The sequence below is a fragment of the Rosistilla carotiformis genome (genome assembly GCF_007753095.1).
Taxonomy (GTDB): domain Bacteria; phylum Planctomycetota; class Planctomycetia; order Pirellulales; family Pirellulaceae; genus Rosistilla; species Rosistilla carotiformis.
In genome coordinates this window covers 204,918-222,412 of sequence record NZ_CP036348.1, presented here as the reverse complement: position 1 = coordinate 222,412, position 17,495 = coordinate 204,918, and the positions used below count along the sequence as shown (strand labels likewise).

At 56.0% G+C, this 17,495-nt stretch carries 18 protein-coding genes; 11 read left to right on the top strand and 7 right to left on the bottom strand.

Annotation, left to right across the window (positions count from 1 at the left end; translation table 11 throughout):
* The first annotated feature begins 15 nt into the window (after positions 1–15).
* The 4 genes from Poly24_RS00820 (at position 16) to clpX (ending at position 4,335) form a co-directional block, all read left to right on the top strand.
* A complete protein-coding gene (locus Poly24_RS00820) occupies positions 16–978 on the top strand; it encodes a hypothetical protein (RefSeq protein WP_145089111.1) in 963 nt (320 codons plus the stop codon).
* A gap of 159 nt (positions 979–1,137) precedes the next feature.
* Positions 1,138–2,106 (top strand): UbiA family prenyltransferase, encoded by a 969-nt coding sequence (locus Poly24_RS00815; RefSeq protein WP_145089108.1) that lies wholly within the window; start codon positions 1,138–1,140, stop codon positions 2,104–2,106.
* Positions 2,107–2,373: 267 nt separating this feature from the next.
* Positions 2,374–2,625 carry a hypothetical protein gene (locus Poly24_RS00810; RefSeq protein ID WP_145089105.1) on the top strand — a complete coding sequence of 84 codons (252 nt, stop codon included), beginning with the start codon at positions 2,374–2,376 and terminating at the stop codon, positions 2,623–2,625.
* A 420-nt stretch (positions 2,626–3,045) separates the two neighbouring features.
* Positions 3,046–4,335, top strand: a complete 1,290-nt coding sequence (gene clpX, locus Poly24_RS00805) for an ATP-dependent Clp protease ATP-binding subunit ClpX (protein WP_145089102.1) — start codon at positions 3,046–3,048, stop codon at positions 4,333–4,335.
* Between the two features lie 107 nt (positions 4,336–4,442).
* On the opposite strand, the gene Poly24_RS00800 is transcribed toward clpX, so the two are convergent.
* The 4 genes from Poly24_RS00800 to Poly24_RS00785 form a co-directional block, all read right to left on the bottom strand.
* The gene (locus Poly24_RS00800; RefSeq protein ID WP_145089099.1) at positions 4,443–6,059 is read right to left on the bottom strand and encodes a hypothetical protein; all 1,617 of its coding nucleotides are present in this window, start codon (positions 6,057–6,059) and stop codon (positions 4,443–4,445) included.
* Positions 6,060–6,072: 13 nt separating this feature from the next.
* Positions 6,073–7,809, bottom strand: a complete 1,737-nt coding sequence (locus Poly24_RS00795; protein WP_145089096.1) for an FHA domain-containing protein — start codon at positions 7,807–7,809, stop codon at positions 6,073–6,075.
* 162 nt (positions 7,810–7,971) lie between these two features.
* On the bottom strand, positions 7,972–8,904 hold the full coding sequence (locus Poly24_RS00790; RefSeq protein ID WP_145089093.1) for an FHA domain-containing protein: 933 nt from the start codon (positions 8,902–8,904) through the stop codon (positions 7,972–7,974).
* Between the two features lie 100 nt (positions 8,905–9,004).
* Positions 9,005–9,631: an RNA polymerase sigma factor gene (locus tag Poly24_RS00785; protein ID WP_145089089.1), complete on the bottom strand. Its 627-nt coding sequence runs from the start codon at positions 9,629–9,631 to the stop codon at positions 9,005–9,007.
* 301 nt (positions 9,632–9,932) lie between these two features.
* On the opposite strand from Poly24_RS00785, the gene Poly24_RS00780 reads away from it, so the two are divergent.
* The 7 genes from Poly24_RS00780 (at position 9,933) to Poly24_RS00750 (ending at position 14,923) form a co-directional block, all read left to right on the top strand.
* Positions 9,933–10,124 (top strand): hypothetical protein, encoded by a 192-nt coding sequence (locus Poly24_RS00780; RefSeq protein WP_145089086.1) that lies wholly within the window; start codon positions 9,933–9,935, stop codon positions 10,122–10,124.
* A 112-nt stretch (positions 10,125–10,236) separates the two neighbouring features.
* Positions 10,237–10,932, top strand: coding sequence for an A24 family peptidase (locus tag Poly24_RS00775; protein WP_145089083.1), 696 nt, complete (start codon positions 10,237–10,239; stop codon positions 10,930–10,932).
* Position 10,933: 1 nt separating this feature from the next.
* On the top strand, positions 10,934–11,113 hold the full coding sequence (locus Poly24_RS00770) for a hypothetical protein (RefSeq protein ID WP_145089080.1): 180 nt from the start codon (positions 10,934–10,936) through the stop codon (positions 11,111–11,113).
* A 14-nt stretch (positions 11,114–11,127) separates the two neighbouring features.
* Positions 11,128–11,976, top strand: a complete 849-nt coding sequence (locus Poly24_RS00765; RefSeq protein ID WP_145089077.1) for a hypothetical protein — start codon at positions 11,128–11,130, stop codon at positions 11,974–11,976.
* A 19-nt stretch (positions 11,977–11,995) separates the two neighbouring features.
* Entirely contained in the window at positions 11,996–13,636 is a 1,641-nt protein-coding gene (locus tag Poly24_RS00760) for a TadE/TadG family type IV pilus assembly protein (protein WP_197452227.1), read from the top strand.
* Positions 13,637–13,649: 13 nt separating this feature from the next.
* Positions 13,650–14,126, top strand: a complete 477-nt coding sequence (locus Poly24_RS00755; RefSeq protein ID WP_145089072.1) for a hypothetical protein — start codon at positions 13,650–13,652, stop codon at positions 14,124–14,126.
* 347 nt (positions 14,127–14,473) lie between these two features.
* On the top strand, positions 14,474–14,923 hold the full coding sequence (locus Poly24_RS00750) for a hypothetical protein (protein WP_145089069.1): 450 nt from the start codon (positions 14,474–14,476) through the stop codon (positions 14,921–14,923).
* A gap of 78 nt (positions 14,924–15,001) precedes the next feature.
* On the opposite strand, the gene Poly24_RS00745 is transcribed toward Poly24_RS00750, so the two are convergent.
* Genes Poly24_RS00745 through Poly24_RS00735 form a run of 3 tightly spaced genes read right to left on the bottom strand, consistent with a single transcriptional unit; the run spans position 15,002 to position 17,489 of the window.
* Positions 15,002–15,736 (bottom strand): hypothetical protein, encoded by a 735-nt coding sequence (locus tag Poly24_RS00745; protein WP_145089066.1) that lies wholly within the window; start codon positions 15,734–15,736, stop codon positions 15,002–15,004.
* A 3-nt stretch (positions 15,737–15,739) separates the two neighbouring features.
* Positions 15,740–16,636 carry a type II secretion system F family protein gene (locus Poly24_RS00740; RefSeq protein WP_197452226.1) on the bottom strand — a complete coding sequence of 299 codons (897 nt, stop codon included), beginning with the start codon at positions 16,634–16,636 and terminating at the stop codon, positions 15,740–15,742.
* Positions 16,637–16,649: 13 nt separating this feature from the next.
* Positions 16,650–17,489: a type II secretion system F family protein gene (locus Poly24_RS00735; protein WP_145089060.1), complete on the bottom strand. Its 840-nt coding sequence runs from the start codon at positions 17,487–17,489 to the stop codon at positions 16,650–16,652.
* Positions 17,490–17,495 lie beyond the last annotated feature (6 nt).

Sequence of the window (17,495 nt, the reverse complement as noted above, 5' to 3'; positions counted from 1 at the left end):
CATAACCGGCAAATCATGACCAAACCGAACCCTGCTCGGCCCAACCTGACAACTCTCCTGGCGGTGCTAGCATTGGCTGGCGCGGCGGTCTACTTCGTCCCCATCGCCCGCTCGCAAACCCCTTCGGACAATGCGCCAGCGAACGCTTCGAACGCTCCAGCGGAGTCTGCTGGATCGTCGAGCAACGCGACAAAAGCTTGGCAAACACTCAACGGAGCGATTCGCCAGCTGGTCGACACCGGGCCCGCGTTTGAGGCCAAGCTGAGGCAGGTTACACGCGTCGACGGCCAGGAAGTGCGGGCGGTCGGGCGATACATTCAGTCCAGCGGATTGCGGGGCCTGATGCGGATGGAGCTGCAATCACCCATTGGCGACCAGACCAGCCGATTTGAACAAACTTGCGACGGCCGGCTGACATGGACGCGCGAACAGGTCGGCGATCAGGTGCGGATCCGCCGCGTCGACGTCGGTCGACTCGATGAGCTCGCCTTCACTTCAGGAATCTCGGCGCGGTTCAAAGTCGGTGGACTGCCCGAACTACTCGATTCGATCGCCTGGGACTACGACTTGCATCTTGTCCGTGGCGTGCTGAAGGAAACGCAAAATGTTTGGATCGTCCGCGGCACGCTCAAGGCGAGCCGCATGCAAACGCTGTTGGATGAAAACGGGCAAGCGGTCGCTCCACCCGAATTGCCAACCAAAGTTCGTGTGGCATTGGCGGCCGACGGACCGTTTCGATTGATTCCTGTTCGGATGGAGTTTTCTTCGGAACCGTCATCGGGTGACAGCGGGCCCGCCCGGCTGATCAGCGAGCTGGATATTTACGAGATCAAGGCGATCGACCCTCCCAAAGAGGAACTGTTCCGCTACAGCACGACCGAAGACGACGCCCACTTCACCAACGAAACCCAGATCTATCTGGATCGGTTTCAGACCCGGATGGCCACGATCCCCGCGACACCCTCGCTGCGGCGGTAACCGAATCCGCCGGGCGACGCCGGTGCGAATCACCCGCGCGAACGTTTCCCCTTGTTTTCTGGCGTTTGCGGCTTAAAGTGGCGGCTTTCGGTTTCCAATGATCGAGTCGGCTGCGTGCGTCCGCTCGCCGCGGTCGCTTACAGAAAACGGGTTCGCTGCATGAGTTCTCCTTCCCCACGTCCCAGCTTGCGCGATTGGTGCCAACTGGTTCGTCTGCCCAATGTTTTTACCGTGGTCGCCGACACCACGGCAGCCTTCCTGCTTGTTGCGCATGAACTCGCCCCGCTGCCTCGGTACGCGATCGTGCTCGCGGCGGTCGTCTGCATCTACTGGGCCGGCATGATCCTGAACGATGTTTGGGACATCGAGATCGATCGCAAAGAGCGATCCAAGCGGCCGTTGCCCGCCGGGAAGATCTCGCTATCGGCGGCACGACGCGCCGGATGGGGACTTTTGTTGGCGGGAATCGCCCTGTCGTTTGCCGTCGGGTTCATTTCGCTGGGCGACGCGTCGCCGAACCTTGTCCCCGGAGGAATCGCCGTCGTGTTGGCCGCGATGGTCGTGCTGTACGACGGACCGATCAAACGGACGCCGCTGGCCCCGATGGCGATGGGAGCGTGTCGTTTTTTCAGTTTCCTATTAGGAGCGAGCGCCGCGGTCGGTTCGATGGCCGAATTCCCTTTCCTTCCGCTGCACGTTCTGGCGATCGCCGCGGGATTTGGAGTTTACATCGTGGGAGTCACTTGCATGGCCCGCGGTGAAGCGGTCGGCGGCCAGAAGATGCCGTTGATCGTCGGGCTGGTAATTACGATCGTGGGGATGGCGATGATCGCGGGGGGCCCGCAATTTGCTCCCGCCGATGCGGTGGCACAGTTTCAGATCGAACCGCGTCGGCAATTTTCGCTGCTGATCGGTTTGCTTGCCTTCACGATCATCCATCGCGCGTTCCGAGCGATTGTGAATCCGGAACCGTACGCGATTCAAATGAACATCAAACACGCAATCCTCACGTTGATACCGCTTTCGGCCGCCGTGGCCCTGTTGGCCTCGGGCCCGCTGGCGGGGCTGTTGGTCTTCGCATTGGCAGTTCCCGCGATGATGCTGGGATCCTTTCTGCGGATCACGTAAGACCAGGGTGTCTCGCTCGAATTGAGGGCGAGACGCAAAACCGTTTTTCGAACGCAACGATTCGATCGATGCGCCGTCTGCCCTTCGCATCGCTTTTTGAAAACCGAATTTGCCACGCCGCGAAGGCGTTTTGGCGTTTGCGTTCTCGAGTTTCTTCAGCGAAAATAGTGGACGTTCCAGCTGGACATTGCATATCATTCGGCAACACGCAAGCGAACGCTTCCGTGTTCGAACCCAGCTGTTCCGGTTTCAACGTAAGGTCTGATCATGTCAGATTTACTCGCTACACCGACCGCACAGTCTGTGTTCGGCCTGCTGATCTTAAGCGTCCTAATCGCCATTGGAATTTGGCTCGTGTCAAGATTTCGCGATAGCAGCGATGAAGACCGGGAACCGGCCTCAGAAGTGCTATCAAACTTTGAAGAAATGCTCCGAGAGGGTGACATCAGCCCGGCGGAATTCCGAACTATAGAGGCAGTGGTGGGCGATAAGCTCAACAGTGAAGCGAAGGATTCCTGAGAACCGGACTTGTGCCGATTCGCGGGAATAAAGCGGCGGGACCGAATGTCCTGTCGCGGTGGTGTGATGAGCAATCATGACACGACAGACCAAAACTTCGTTGGTGGTTTCTCAATTGTCAGGATGACAAACCCATCATCACCGATTGATTCGGATTTCAACTTGTTTTGAACTGATTCGATCCCAATCCATTAAACAATTGAACCACAATCGGCTCGAACTTGCGGTCACGGATGTCCCGAGTCATCGATGAAACAGTTTGGTCGCGACGCCCCCTTATGTCGCGGCATGCTGTCGAATCAACGGCGAATCGAGCTGTGGACTACCGTCCTGAACTAACGCGATCGATGTGAACGAGATTGAGCCTGGCTTAGGGTCGTCGCACCGGTTTTGCAATATAAACGCAGCAAGGAGTCGAGTATGACATCAAAGGATATTACCACCGGACGCCGCAGCGGTGGCACAACGAAGAAGAACGCTTTCTGTTCGTTCTGTCGCAAGAGCTACCGGGACGTGGGTCCGCTGGTGGAAGGTCCTGGCGACGTCTACATTTGTTCGGAATGCATCGAGCTGTGCCAGTCGATCTTGGATCAAGAGCAACGTCGACGTGGCCCCTCGAAGAAATTGTTCGATGACATCCCCGCACCTCGCGAACTGGTCGCCCATCTGGACCAATACGTGATCGGGCAACAATCGGCTAAAAAAGTCCTCTCCGTTGCCGTTCACAACCACTACAAACGCCTGACCGCAGAATGGGAAGGAACCTCGGACGTCGAGATCGAAAAATCGAACGTCTTGATGGTCGGTCCGACCGGTTGCGGCAAGACCCTGCTAGCCCGCTCGTTGGCTCGGATGTTGAACGTTCCCTTCGCCATCGGCGACGCGACGACGTTGACCGAAGCGGGCTACGTCGGCGAAGATGTCGAAAACCTGCTGTTGAAACTGTTGCATGCTGCCGACTTCGATCTCGAATCGGCACAACGCGGCATTTTGTATATCGATGAAGTCGACAAGATCGGCAAGACAGGCGGCAACGTCTCGATCACTCGTGACGTCTCCGGCGAAGGTGTACAACAATCGCTGTTGAAAATGCTCGAAGGAACCGTCGCTAACGTTCCACCGCAAGGCGGACGCAAGCATCCCGAGCAACAGTACATCCAGATGGACACCAGCAACATCTTGTTCATCTGCGGCGGCACCTTTGTGGGGATCGAAGAGATCATCCGCAAACGCCAAGGACGCCGTTCGTTGGGCTTCGGCAGCGACGCCGGCCATCGCGACGATTCGGACGTTGCATCGCTGTTGGCTCAGGTCAGCTCGGACGACATCCTCGAATACGGCCTGATTCCAGAATTGGTCGGACGGATGCCCGTCGTCACCCACTTGGCTCCATTGGATGAAGAGGGCTTGCTGAGCGTCTTGCGTGAACCACGCAACGCACTCACGAAGCAATATCAAGCGTTGTTCCAGATGGAACATTGCGAAGTCGAATTCACCGAGGACGCGTTGCGAGTGATCGCACAACGTGCTCAAGAGAAGGGCACCGGAGCTCGCGGACTTCGCAGCATCATCGAAGAAGTGATGCTGGACATCATGTACGAACTGCCCGACCAAGAGCGTGGCAGCGTCTACACGATCGACGAGAGCGTCGTCACCGGTCGCCGCAAGCTGTTCCAAATGCCGGAACAACCACAGACTAAAAGCGCTTAAGAATCGAAGCCTTCATAACGCCGATTCTCGAAACGGCCACGTTCCCCGGCGGGGGAAACGTGGCCGTTTCCTTTTGCGCTGTCGGTAACTAGTGAGCCGCGAATGGACTAGGTCTTGATCAAATTATTGACCGCCTGTTCGGCTTCGGCAGCGGCACCTCCCGCTGCGGGAACCGCCTCATTGACAACCGGCGGTTTGACGGGGAGATCGGTTTTTGCGACGTCCGCCGCGGGCTCTCCATACAGCGCGTACAACTCCAGCATCATCGAAAAGAGCGTGTGGTAAGCGGCCTCGTCGCCTGGCTGCGGTTTGACAAAAGTCAGCCCATTGCGACTCATCCAGGCGATCAACGTCCCCGCATCTTTGCCGTCCGTTTGTGGATCGAATTGACTCGAACGCTGCGAAATCAACGCAGGGTTTTCGCTGTACCGCGCCAATTCATTGCTTTTTTGCGACAGAAAGTCCTCGGCTCGCTTGAGATGTAAAATCGTGCGTGAATCGTAGCTGCCCCATGTCTTAGCGGGATAGTGCCGATAGAACGTTCGCGTCAGTTCCGCCACGGCATCTTGGAAGCTGAACACCAGCGCCCGCTGGGCGACGGGGTCTCCGGTGACCCGGGTCAGCTGTTGCTGCAAGTGATCGATCCCTTGAATGTGGGGCTCAAAGCTGGGGCTCATGAAAGCCACCGGCCAATCGAATGCAATCGCCGTTGGTTGATCCAATCGAAACTCCGAATGCCCTCCACCATGATTCTGCGTTTTGACACGCAATTGATGATGCATTGCCGTTGTCAATTGCCAACGGGTCGTCGGCTGGTTGGTCTGAAAGGTCTCTTGCAATGGAATCCCGTATCCGATCGGTGTTCCGGCGAAACGATCCAGCATGAAATTCAAAGCGCGTCCGCTGGCGACAGCATGCCGTGTTAGTTCGGGATGGTTTTTGTAGGTCTCATACGTCCGCCGCATCGACGTGTCGCGGAATCGCAGCGTTTGGTCGGCTTGCATGTCGTAGAGATCTTTGATGCGCATCCGACCACGCATGTTCTCCTCTCGTCGCTCAAAGTGCGTGACGACGTGCTTCTTCCAATTGTCGAGTTCTTTGTCAACAGCATCGGCGATCTTCTGCCGTGCTTCGGCATACATGTTCAGATACTCCCCCTGAGCGCGTAGATACTCCCCTTCGGCGGCCAAATACGCCGCCGCCGCATTCATTCGTTCGGCAAGTGGATCGAGTGCTTGTGTTCCGCCCAGAGCGATCCCCGTGCTGCCGCTGCTGAAACCCGATCCACTATTGCCCGACCCGCCGTTCCCCTGGCCGCCATTTCCCTGACCACCGTTCCCATTGTTTTGTGATAACGGAGGGAAGACTTGCACCGGGTCATCGGACAGATTGGCATTGTCGCTCACCCGAACGTAATAGGTCACGTTGGGCCGGATCTTTGTCAACGTTGCCGTCACGATAGGCCGACCGTTTCGAGGCTGGACCGGATTGCTCGGTTTGACGCTCACACTGTTGTCGAGCACCGTGAACTTCGCGTCCAAGGCAACGACCACGGTATACGCAGTCGCGACATTATCGTGAATCCACGCGAGATCGATCGTTTTGGCATTCCTTGTCCCTGCCAAATTCGTCGCCGCTGCGAAGGCTTGCGCCCCCGAACCACTGACCATCATGATCGCCGCGAAACCCAGCGCGGTAGCGCGCCAATTGTTCTTACCGTTCATTTCTGTTTGTCCCTTAAAAACTTTGCACCACCATATTGATGGCGCCCAGCGGCACCATATCGATCTTGGTTTGTAACTCCTCCGTCTCGCCGGACGTCGACGCGCGCGACGCGCCCCGATACATTCCCGCCAGCCGCCCGTGCGTGTCGACGATCGGGCAACCATCAAACAAACAGAACTGCCAATCGTCCGCGGAGGCCTGAATCTGTCCGAACCAGCAGACTGGCGATTCGGCGTCTTTCTGAATGGTCCGTCCCACCGTTCGGATAGTCACGAACGACACCGAGCGACTGGCAATCGCTTCGAAAATATCCTTCTCGATAAACGGGTTCGCCAGTTTGAGCACTTTCTTACGTCCGATCGTTAACGGTTCGACCGCCAGCGTCGAAACCTCGCTCAACGGCGAACTCAAGCGTATCCAGCCGATGTTGTAGCTATCGACTGCGCTCTGAAGCCAGGGAAGTTCACGTTTCCGTTCACCGATCTTCGTCGCGATCCGATCCAACTCCGCAGCCGGTTGGTCGGCTTTTGCCGTCCCTTCCAGCTCCGCGATCTCTTGCATTGCAGCCTGCAGTTTAAGCATGCTCGCGCCATAACTCGGATGTATTCCCAGCGATTCCATTTCCGCCTTTTGTCCCGAATTCAGATGCACCACTTGCATCCCATGAACTTGCATCTGCCCGACCACGTGTGCGTTTGTAATCAACAGATCGGGCTTTGCCGCCCAGGCGGATGCAAAATCGAACTTGGTATCGTTCACTTGAGCCACCACGCGGAACATGGCGTTGCGGACGCGGTCGAGTCCAGCAAACGTATCGGCAACCGCCGACGATTCCACCGTTGTAGAAGCCTGCGACGATTCGGGGGCGTCGTCCATCGCAACGACTGCGGCAGCGGAATTCGCCGCCAGCCCGCGTCCCTCCGCCTCGTCAACTACCTCGACTGCCGTGGTCAGCACCGATTCGCTGGCGCTGTCGTCGGACTTCGGATCCTCCTCGGGACGATCAAGCTCGCGGGGCATTTCACGGATCGCGGGGGTCCCCTCGCCACTGGGGTCTCGCGAAGCCTCGCCCTTAACGGCACCTGGGGAAGAGTCCGCGGTGGCAACTCGGGCTTGTTCGTTCTGATTGGAAGTCACCGAATGTCGAAAGAACGCCAACGCCCCAAAAGCAACAAAAACAAACAGGGGCACCATCACAAACATCGCTTTTTGATTCACCGACGCAGAACTGCCGGAATCCCCGATAAAAGCAGGCCCCAGCTTGTCTTTAATCTGGGCGATGGTCAGCGTTGAAACGCCCACACGGAAAGGGCAATCTTGATGCAGTCGAACGGATCGAACCGCTTGATCACCGATCCAGGTACCGTTGGTGCTGTCCAGATCGTGAACGATCCATTGTCCATGCGGGTCAACAATCAGTTCCGCATGCTTACCCGAAACGGAGTGATCCTGGATATGGATCAAGTTTTCTGCGCCGTATCCGATCGAGATCACCTGGCGTGCTACCGCGGTGTCGGGCCATGGCATCGCGACTTGGCCCGAAAGCATGATCGTGTCGGTGGGACTCACCTGGGTCGGCTGATCGATCCATTGGCCGTTGACGGAGGTTCCATTGGTGCTACCGAGATCTTCGATCCAATAGCCCTCGGCGTCTCGCATTAAACGACAATGCAATCCCGAAACCGCCTGGTCATCGATCCAGAGATCCGCTTCGGGATCGGAGCCGATGTTCCAGGTGATGCTGTTCATTATTCCACTCGTCTACGGGAGGTTCAGAGGCCACACGAAGTATAACTGCCTACAGCCTACCCGCAAAACAGTCCTGTCGCCGAGCCTACGGCGTTTCATGCGCCTCTTTGCCCTCAAACGGCGGAAACTGGCTGCGCGCACGCGGAATCCGACAACATTTCGTTATCCATGGAAAGCAAACCTTTGTTCACCCAATTGAAACTGGCAGGATCGCGTCAGCCGCACCTCTTCGATTCGCAACCAAACGCCGTTGACCGATTGCACGTTTTTGATGCTCCATCGCCCGCTGCGATCGATTTGAATGAAGGCATGCTTGAGATCCAGTTGTTCATCCCAAAACGAATCCATCTGAGCGCGTTGTTCCCGCCCGATCCAGGTCCCTTCACGCGAGATCGGCATACTGTCGACGACCTCGCCTCCGATCACGTGTTCCAGCCTCGGTTCCTCTTGCGCGATCGTGAATCGATAGCGATGCGAGCCCATCAAGATATCGCTGCCATGGGAAAGCCGCGCCCCATCCACACGGACAAAGGTTCCATTGGTGCTATCCAAATCGCGGAGGTACCATCGCCAACCGCCGTCGGTATCCGAGCGGATGATTTCCGCGTGTTTCGTAGAAACCATCGGATCGTGCTCGATCTGCACCTCGCCGCTGCGACGCCCAATCACCGTACATTCCCTCCGCAACGAGACGTTTTCGTACGAGACTCCGTCATCGTGAAAGACACGCAACATCGCCATGGCCGGTCGCAGCGTCGGGCGGAACGGCCGAGTCCGCGGAATGGCGTCGGGAACCTCAAGATCAGCGAGAGCACTGATCGCTGAAGCGTCGATAAACTGAGTCGCTTCGACGTCCTCCGCCTGCGCGGCGCATAGAGTCATCCGCAGATCCGAGTGATCGTCGTCCCTCGGGGATGCCGCCGCAGCGTGGCGCGCGGCATTCAACAGCTGTAGCTTTCGAAGTTCCTTCTCCAAATGAGGACTCAGATCCGCGTGCTGAACAATCACATCCTGATCGTCGATCAACTCCCCCGCTTCACGGCGCTTTGAAATATCCAGCGCCACCGCAATCGCACGTTGTAAAAGATCCGACATAAAACATTGACCGTTAGCAAAATGTCACATAAGGCACTACGAGCCACGCCGTAGGTGCTTTCCAATCGACTCAACAGCAGCTCACAACGCATGTCGCCGTCTAGACGTAGCGGGACAATCGAACCAGCGAGGCCTGCAGCTGCTTGCGTGCTCGCATTCGAATGCCACGAATCGCATCCACCGTCTTACCCATCTGAGCTGCGACTTCGTCGATCGGCAACTCCTGGACGTACAATAATTCCACCGCCTGTCGATATTCGGTTGGCAAGGTTCCCATCGCCACCCAGAACGCGCTGCGTAATTCCTTCTCGCGAGCAAACTGGGTGACTCGTGAGTTCTTGTCGACGGCAAGCTCTTCGATCAGCCCCTTCAACTCCCCCGATTCGCTGCCTGCGGCGACCTGCGAACACAATGCACTGGGGCTGCGTTTCACCTTCCGCAAGGCATCGAACACGGTGTTCCGCGCGATCGTCTGCAACCAAGCGAACAATTGTCCACGTCCCTGCGGCTCAAACGATCCAATTTTCCGAAACACTTGCAGATAAACATCTTGGATGATGTCTTCGGGGCTCAACGTCGATCGGTTGCTCGCGGGAAGGAACCGCTTCACATACCGTTCCATCCAGTCGTAGTTCCGCAGCAACAGCTCTTCCAAAGCCGCACGATCCCCGCCCAGGACGCGTTCGACCAACGAATCGTCCGTTTGTTCATCGCTCGATTCGGACATCACCCGGCATTCATTTCAATGCGTGAATTAAACCACGAACAACGCGACCGCAGCTTGGGTTGCGGCGCGGATCGGAGCCCGTGTTCACTGCTAAACGCTCTTCGAAGTCGGGCTCCAAGCTTGCCCGCATTCTAATCCTTTCAACCATCGCGTTTCTGCCAAAATCACTGGCAAACGCAAAGACTTCAAAAAAACAGATTTCTTGCGTGCGCCGTTTTCTGTCACAGCGTTGGAGTTGATAGAATGCACGCCACGAGCCGTGCGATCCCGTTCAACGGCACTAAGTTATCAGGACAGAACAATGAAAACCTTAACAAAAATCAAGAACCAAGCAATCAAGTTTCACAAAAACGAAGCGGGCCTCGAAGCGCTTCAGGTGGTGATGATCATTGCCATCGCCGCAATCTTTTTGATCTTCATCAAAACCAATTGGGAAACCGTCAAGGGTTGGGCTCAAGATCTGATCGATCAAATCACCGGCTTCACCGAATAGCACCGTCACGCCGTTGCCGATACTGCCCAGCCACCCGTCGTTTCGACATCACGGTGGCCAATATTCTTGGAACGGTTATTCGGTTTTGCCACGATCTCGCGAGCCCAAAACGATGACAACAGCCACTTCCATCGTCGATCAACCGGCAAGCCCGACCATCATGGCCTCCAACACCAAATTGCTGTGGGGCGTATCGCTTGCTGGCCCCATCGTATTTGCAACGCCTTGGTTCCTCTTGGGCTCACCGCAAATGCCTCCCTTCGGCATGACCGCGGGCGTGTTGACGCAACTCTTGCTGGTGTCTTTTTTTACTGACCTGTCGTTCCGTAAAATTCCCAACTGGGCTACGTACACAGCATTCACCTGGGGCCTCACGATCAATCTGCTTGGATATCTCATGCCCGAGCAGCAATCATGGCTCGGATCGGTGGGGCTCGGTCAATCCTTCGCTGGTGGTTTTGGTCTGCTGGGGATCATGTTCGTGATCTTCAGCATCTCCGGTGGCGGAGCAGGTGACGTAAAACTGTCCGCCTGCCTGGGTGCTTTGTTAGGCTGGGATCTTGCCCTCAACGCGATGCTTTATTCGTTTGTCGTTGCCGGAGCGGGCATGCTCTGCATTGCAATTTGGAACCAAGGACCATGGGCGTTGACAACGCTCCTGCTGCGTTCGGTGGGCAGTTGGTTGTTGCCGACGGTTGTCTTGCCCCCTGAACCCCAACAGCGTGCGTTGCTGAAACAAAAGTTCCCGCTGGCGCCGTTTTTCGCCGCAGGCACGCTGTTGGCCCTCTATTGGAACGGAGGGTATTAGGATGCAAGCCGCGATCCGTCGTCCCGCCCCGTCGACCCGTCGAGGAATGTCGTCGCTCGAAGTGGTCATGCTCACCGCGGTGATGTTTCCGTTGTTTGCCTACAGCGCTTACCACGCGATCCAAGCGCTGCGTGTGGTTTTTACGGTAGTCGGTTCGATGGTGGGTAGCCCGCTTCTTTAATAAGGTTCGCTACGATGACTCTCCCAATGCTGCTCGAATCCGTAGAATCAGTTTGGGTCATTTGGAGTGTGTCGCTAGTCGCGTTGATCGCATTGACCCGGCATGCGTTCCTGCAGAACCGTTGGCAAGGGATTCGAGCGTTCCTGCGAGATGAATCAGGAGCTTCGTACACGCTCCCGTATCTCCTGACGCTCCCCTTTGCGATGCTGATCTTTTGTTGTGCGCTGCAAGGGACCTTCATCCTGCTAGCGAAGATCGGCACCATGCACGCGGCGTATGGCGCAGCACGGGCGGCAATCGTATGGCAAGGGGCGCAGTGGAATTCGGATTCTCAGAGCCGCGAGCATGTCGACTACTATGCCGATCGCGCCGCGGCACTTGGCATGGTCCCTTTTGCCGCCGGAGTCAAACAACCGCAGGTCGAACGTTTATTAACCAGCCAATTGCCCAGCGCTGGCGGGGCGAACTTGATCCTCCAGTCGCCACTCTACAACCTTGCCTATCAAGGCTTCGCCGGGATCAGCGAATCGTCGACGCCATCGCGCGTCATTCGCAATCCCGACGCGATCGCCACGACCAGCTACATCAACCAAAAGATCCTGGTGGCAGGAACACTTACCAAGGCGACCGTCAAGAACTCGAACGACATCACACGCTTCAACGACCAGGTCGAAGTGCAGGTTGCCTATTGGATGCCATTGCAAATACCGCTTGGCGCTCCGATCTTCGCAATGTGGGGCAGCGGCCCGGCGGAAGGCAACTTTTACGCTCGGCGGATCACCACCACCGTGACGCTTCCCAGCGAAGCCGCTCTCACACGTTCGGGACGATTAGAGGTGCCATATGTGCCGCACGACATCTAACACATCAGAGGGTCGAGCCATGAACGGGAAAAACATTGCGCATGCGGTAACCGCTCGCGTCAAACGCTGGCATCGGGACGAAGAGGGCATGATGGTTTGGGCCGTCCTGGTCGCCATCCTCTTCTTCCTTGTGATGACCGCGTTTGTCTACAACACCGGAAAAACGGTCGCGGTGAAAATCGAAACCCAGAACGCCGCCGACGCCATGGCCTACTCCAGCAGCGTCTGGACCGCGCGTGGCATGAACACGATCACTGCCTCGAATCACCTGATCGGTGAACTCAACGCGCTGTACGTCTTGCATCATGCGTTGGGAGGAAAACACCTGGATGAGCATTCTGGCGCTAACAACGAATTTGAAATGGTCACCACCGATGCTGCATTGCTAGTTGCGTCGTTTGGGAAACATCTCCCGGCTTTCCCATTCAAAGGGCACGATTCAGTCAGCAAGAAAACAAGTGCGGATCGCAATTCCGCAATATTCCAAGCCAAACTGGTACTGCGGATTCAAATGCTTATACTTTACGCCGCACATGCCAAAACATACTTCGCGTGGTTGATCGACCCTGAACCCATCTCCAAAGCAGCACTGGCAGGAACTTTAAGAGGTCTTCAAGCATCAGAACATTTAATCGGACTGGAGTATAAATATCTTCATGGTGTTGAAAATGTAGTCGCCAAAGGACTGCGTGTTCCTAAAAAAGGCATTCCTGATGCAATTCGAGCATTGGACATTCACCAAAAGCTTATCGCCACGACCATTCCTCTAACGACGTCTAACGCCATCGATAAGATCGCCGCCGAACACGGCGTCCGACACGACTACACTCATATCGCAAGCTTACCTGTTGAGCCTGAAAAACCCAAAGGTGAACTCGGCGATGAAAAGCGATCACAATTAATACGCGCTACACATCCATGGGCATTGTCATGGGGAAAGCCGATCGCCGACGCGATGCTCATCGCACCGACCAGTTTAGCTTCCACGTTCTACACGCGTTGGGTTACAACCTACACGTTGCAATCCAGTGAATGGTTGCGTACCAAAACAGGGTCAAACTACTCCAACCATTTAACAGTCATCAACTACCGCGGAGGTGGAAGTGGAGAAAAAGGAAAAGGAATCCAACTCCTTGTGGTTCGTGGTGTTAATGCAACCGCTGGCGGATACTCCAAGGGCAATGAACGTTGGAACGATTCCACGAACCCTCAAGCAGCTTCTCGTGAAATCGATGATCGATTTTGCAATTTAGTGTTCGCTAAAAGCAACTCAGCACCAAAACTCGCCGCCTCTGCGATCTTCCGACAAGAAAACCCAACGGGAGTAATCTGCTTTGCACAGTCGATGATTTACAACGCCAACAACAAGCAAGACCTACGCACCGGATCCGGGACCAAACAACCCGACCAAGCATGGGACACCCTAAACTGGTCGAGTGGTGTACCAGAATACAACGGCAACCCTAGTTTCCTGTCGTCGCTTGGGGACATTTTCCGTTCCGCAAGCGAACCGCAGATCCGGCTCAACTGGCAAGCAAAACTGACTCCGGTAACAAATTACAAACTCGGCAAAGTGGGCTTTTTGGCCGGCGTTCAAGACCAAGATATCCGCGACGTAATGACCTCGGGGCTGCCCGGCTATGCACTCACGAACCACTAGCGCAACATCTGTAATGAAAACCAATCGCATCCACTATCGATCACGCCGTGGCATGGCACCACTGGAGCTTGTGATGGGGCTTCCGTTCCTGCTGCTGGTCGTTGCGACGATGTGGTCCGTTGGCAAGGCATCGATTGGTAAGCACCAGGCAGCGATCGAGGCTCGGCGGCATGTCTGGACACTACGGACCGCTCCCACACAAACTTCGACCAACCTAAAGTCGCAAAATTACGTTCGCGATGCTCCCATGGAACGCCTGGACCGGCCGACGCTCGGAATGGTTTCCGGGGAAGCGGAAGAAAACATTCGGATCGCGGGTTGGCTTGGTTCGTCCACCCGACCTACCAGCAAAACCGCCGTGCTCGCGGGAACCTGGGATCATCAACAGGTGAACATGGACGATCGCTTCGATATCGCCGTTCGGATGGGCGTGTCCGCGGCAAGTGCTGGTGCGACTATCCTCAACTCGATATTCAGCTTCTTCCGATAAACGCACACTCCATGAAGATCGTCTCCAGATCGATTGCGATCGCTGCAGTGCTCTGCCTCACCTTTTGGCTCTTAAAAGCACCTGCAACGTGGCTTCGCCCTACGCCTGCCCCAGCGACTCAAGCAGCCGCAGATGAGTCGACTGCCGCCTTCAAGGCAACGGCGGCGATATGTGACCTGACGAACGATGGGCACTGGAGTTTTGAAGGTCCGGACGTCGAAGTGGGTTCTCAAAAATTCAGTCAACCCACCGAAGCACGCATCGCGTTGCTCAATGAACCCAGACAGCCAAGCGGCAAGGTCCCACCAACCTCGATCAACGAATCGATCCTTCAATTAGTAGAAGGAATGCAACCGGAGGTCACCACGACCGCAACACTCCGTCGTCGCTTGGTCGACCAGACCGCCGCGACGATGGCTCTGTTCACCGACCTCGAAGACAACCTATGGGTGTTCCGGATCTTGATTGGCGATCCCGGCAGTCAGACGCTTCTCTCGGTCCGTCCGCACTTCAATGCGCCGGACCGTGAACTAACCTTCATCCCCACGCTGCCACAGACCGTGGTGACCGCGACGCGCGACAACCGCGATGGCACCATGGCAGCGAAATTCATGACGACCGAAGCCCCTCAAGAATTACTCAATGAACAATGGCAAACCCTCGGCTGGGAGATCGTCGCCGACGCGCAGACCCCAGATCAATGGATCGCGAAAAAACAGGGGCATGCTTTTTCCATCCTTCGCAGCGACAACCAAGACGACACATCGACCCTGATCGTCCTTCGGGTTGTCGAATAAGATCCACAATGACGAATCACCCCTACCTAATGCTTCCCAAGCAAACGTTTCCTCTCGTCGCGTTCGGTTTCAGCCCCTTCACTTCAGAACGGCAATGCGATGGGATGCGAACTCGGCCGCTTGAGTTGCCACGTCACTCTTCAGTTGCGAATCGTAATGCAAACGTGAGCTGAGCACCAATTCATAGGCAGCGAGCGTCTGTTCCTTGCCAGCCTTTCCCAACCGCTGCTCCAACGACCTCGCTTCGGTCAGGTAGCCCAGCAGTGTTCGCTCTTCATAAGTGAGTTTTTCAAAATCACTTCCGCCCGCCAACTCGAAGCCTTTGATCACATCGTCGAATTGGACAACGTTACCATCACCGGTTCCGCTACCGGCGTTATTCGACTTCGATTCGTTCGCCAACATGTAATATCCGAGCACAGCGCAAAGAATGATCACTCCAATTTGCATCGTCGAATTTTGTGACTTCTTTGCAGCGACCTCGCTGGTGCTAACACTCGCCACGTTGGCACCGACGGCTTCCAACCCGAGCGTCACGCTGCGCGTCAATTGAACCAAGGATCCGGTTCTCCATTCCGCGACGCCTCGGGGAGCGACTTGTTCGGCACCGACAAAGATCGGAAAATCGTTGCGATTCTCCAAGAAAACCACGTCGCCAGTGACTTCAATCACCGCAGCAACCGCCGCCACTTCTCCATGGTTCACCACGATCGGACCGTTCGAACTGCTGCCCAAGCTATATTTCCCGCGGACGATTTCATGCGTGGCAACGGGATTGCCATCCACCAACACGGAAACTCGAAAACTCATCATGTATTAGATCCCAGGTAGCACCGACAACACAAACGGAGCGACAACGATTAACAAACAGGCAACCATGATCAACATTGCAGGAAAGACGATCGCGACCTGCGATTCTTCCGCAGCCTTCTCTGCCCACTGCGAACGCTTCTGCCGCATCTGATCGGCTTGCCGGCGCAGGATTGTCGTGACGGGGGTTCCTAATTCTTCTCCTTCATTGATCGACATGATGACTTCGGTCATGTCGGGATCGCGATTGCGATCGGCAAATCCCAACAAGGCCTTGCTCCGCAACGCCCCCATGGCAATCTCTTTTTCCACCAATCCCAACTCCTCGCCCAACGGAGTTCCTTGCGATTCGCGAGCCGCCGTCTGCAACGCTTCTTGGAACCCCGCCCCGACTTCCATCATCAACGCCATCAATTCAATCACGCCTGCGAATCGTCGTTTCAGACGCATTTGTCGCACGATCGCCTGGCTCTTCAACGTTCGCGCCGAAACCGATTGCTGGATCGAAAAAGCGATGAGCCCAATGAACAGCGACGCCACGATCGAATATTCCAGGATAAAGAGCCCAGTTAAAAAACAGCCGACCGCGATACCGATCCCCTCCAATCGTTTGACGTTGAGGTACTCCTGCGGCTTCCACGGCTCGCGAATCCCCGCCGCATGCAGATGCTCATCGGTTGCTGCCAAGATCGGTGCGTTGCTGGGCCAGATCGTGTTCCATTGATCGATCAACGGTTCGCCGTACCGATACGCCGCATTCGCCTTGCGCAATGCCTCACGTCGTTGCTGCTCAAAACGCCCTCCCTGTGGATCGACGACTCGCCGCGATGTGGAGATATCCAACACGGTGTAGCACAACAAAGCGACTGCGGCGGCAGTCAAAAGGCAGGTCATCATTCCCATGGTCACTGTCTCCTTAGAAGTCGATATCCAAAATGCGCAGGCACCATTCCCACGACACATAGACAATGACGAGCACGACCAAAAGCACAAGTTGCCCCATCAGTGTGCCAAACAATACCGCCATGGAAATCGGATCGAGCATGTAAAACAGTCCGAGGAATCCAATTGGGAAGAGGCTCAGAATCAAGGCCATCTTGCGTCCCGCCGCCGTGTCCGCCTCCAGCTTCCGTTCCAGCCGCTGCGATTCCTGTAGCCCCTGGCTGATGCGATCCAACGCCATCGCCACGTTCCCTCCCTTTTCCAACGTGACCGTCATCGCCGACGCGAACGTTGTGAAGGCATCCAAATCAAGCCGCTCTTTGACTTCGCGAATCGCATCTTGCAACGGCCGTCCGGCGCGATAGTCGCGGGTGATTCGCTTCAGCTCATTTGCCAACGGCGCTTGGGTATCGAAGGCAACCTTTTCGATCGCCTGAGGCAAGCCCAGGCCCGCGCGACAACCGTTGGCGACTCCCACGGTGGCCCGAACCAGTTGATCTCGCAACACGATTCGGTGCCTTTGGATCCACAGGTCGATCATGTACCGCGGCGCGATAAATACGATGAACGCGGCGAACAAAGCGATCGGAGGCATGCCTAATATAAAAGTAAACAACACGATTGTGGCAACAAACGTGATCCCCCACCATCGCATCCATGTGTGCAATTGTTCATCCGACACACTCAATCGGGCAAGCTTGGGCTTGATGTCGGCCAGATAGCGATCGGTGATCCGGTCCCAAACGGGACCGAGCGACTGACAGACGAGAAACACCGCCGCAAAGACGCACATTGATCCTAGCAATAAACTCATGATCCG

What these genes read in the sequence shown, in the direction of transcription:
- Poly24_RS00795 (WP_145089096.1), bottom strand. Translation starts at nt 7,809, where the DNA reads ATGAACAGCATCACCTGGAACATCGGCTCCGATCCCGAAGCGGATCTC.
- Poly24_RS00735 (WP_145089060.1), bottom strand. Translation starts at nt 17,489, where the DNA reads ATGAGTTTATTGCTAGGATCAATGTGCGTCTTTGCGGCGGTGTTTCTC.
- Poly24_RS00775 (WP_145089083.1), top strand. Translation starts at nt 10,237, where the DNA reads ATGACAACAGCCACTTCCATCGTCGATCAACCGGCAAGCCCGACCATC.
- Poly24_RS00750 (WP_145089069.1), top strand. Translation starts at nt 14,474, where the DNA reads ATGCAACCGGAGGTCACCACGACCGCAACACTCCGTCGTCGCTTGGTC.
- Poly24_RS00745 (WP_145089066.1), bottom strand. Translation starts at nt 15,736, where the DNA reads ATGATGAGTTTTCGAGTTTCCGTGTTGGTGGATGGCAATCCCGTTGCC.
- Poly24_RS00770 (WP_145089080.1), top strand. Translation starts at nt 10,934, where the DNA reads ATGCAAGCCGCGATCCGTCGTCCCGCCCCGTCGACCCGTCGAGGAATG.
- Poly24_RS00815 (WP_145089108.1), top strand. Translation starts at nt 1,138, where the DNA reads ATGAGTTCTCCTTCCCCACGTCCCAGCTTGCGCGATTGGTGCCAACTG.
- Poly24_RS00780 (WP_145089086.1), top strand. Translation starts at nt 9,933, where the DNA reads ATGAAAACCTTAACAAAAATCAAGAACCAAGCAATCAAGTTTCACAAA.
- Poly24_RS00820 (WP_145089111.1), top strand. Translation starts at nt 16, where the DNA reads ATGACCAAACCGAACCCTGCTCGGCCCAACCTGACAACTCTCCTGGCG.
- Poly24_RS00755 (WP_145089072.1), top strand. Translation starts at nt 13,650, where the DNA reads ATGAAAACCAATCGCATCCACTATCGATCACGCCGTGGCATGGCACCA.
- Poly24_RS00760 (WP_197452227.1), top strand. Translation starts at nt 11,996, where the DNA reads ATGAACGGGAAAAACATTGCGCATGCGGTAACCGCTCGCGTCAAACGC.
- Poly24_RS00800 (WP_145089099.1), bottom strand. Translation starts at nt 6,059, where the DNA reads ATGAACGGTAAGAACAATTGGCGCGCTACCGCGCTGGGTTTCGCGGCG.
- Poly24_RS00765 (WP_145089077.1), top strand. Translation starts at nt 11,128, where the DNA reads ATGACTCTCCCAATGCTGCTCGAATCCGTAGAATCAGTTTGGGTCATT.
- Poly24_RS00785 (WP_145089089.1), bottom strand. Translation starts at nt 9,631, where the DNA reads ATGTCCGAATCGAGCGATGAACAAACGGACGATTCGTTGGTCGAACGC.
- Poly24_RS00790 (WP_145089093.1), bottom strand. Translation starts at nt 8,904, where the DNA reads ATGTCGGATCTTTTACAACGTGCGATTGCGGTGGCGCTGGATATTTCA.
- Poly24_RS00810 (WP_145089105.1), top strand. Translation starts at nt 2,374, where the DNA reads ATGTCAGATTTACTCGCTACACCGACCGCACAGTCTGTGTTCGGCCTG.
- clpX (WP_145089102.1), top strand. Translation starts at nt 3,046, where the DNA reads ATGACATCAAAGGATATTACCACCGGACGCCGCAGCGGTGGCACAACG.
- Poly24_RS00740 (WP_197452226.1), bottom strand. Translation starts at nt 16,636, where the DNA reads ATGGGAATGATGACCTGCCTTTTGACTGCCGCCGCAGTCGCTTTGTTG.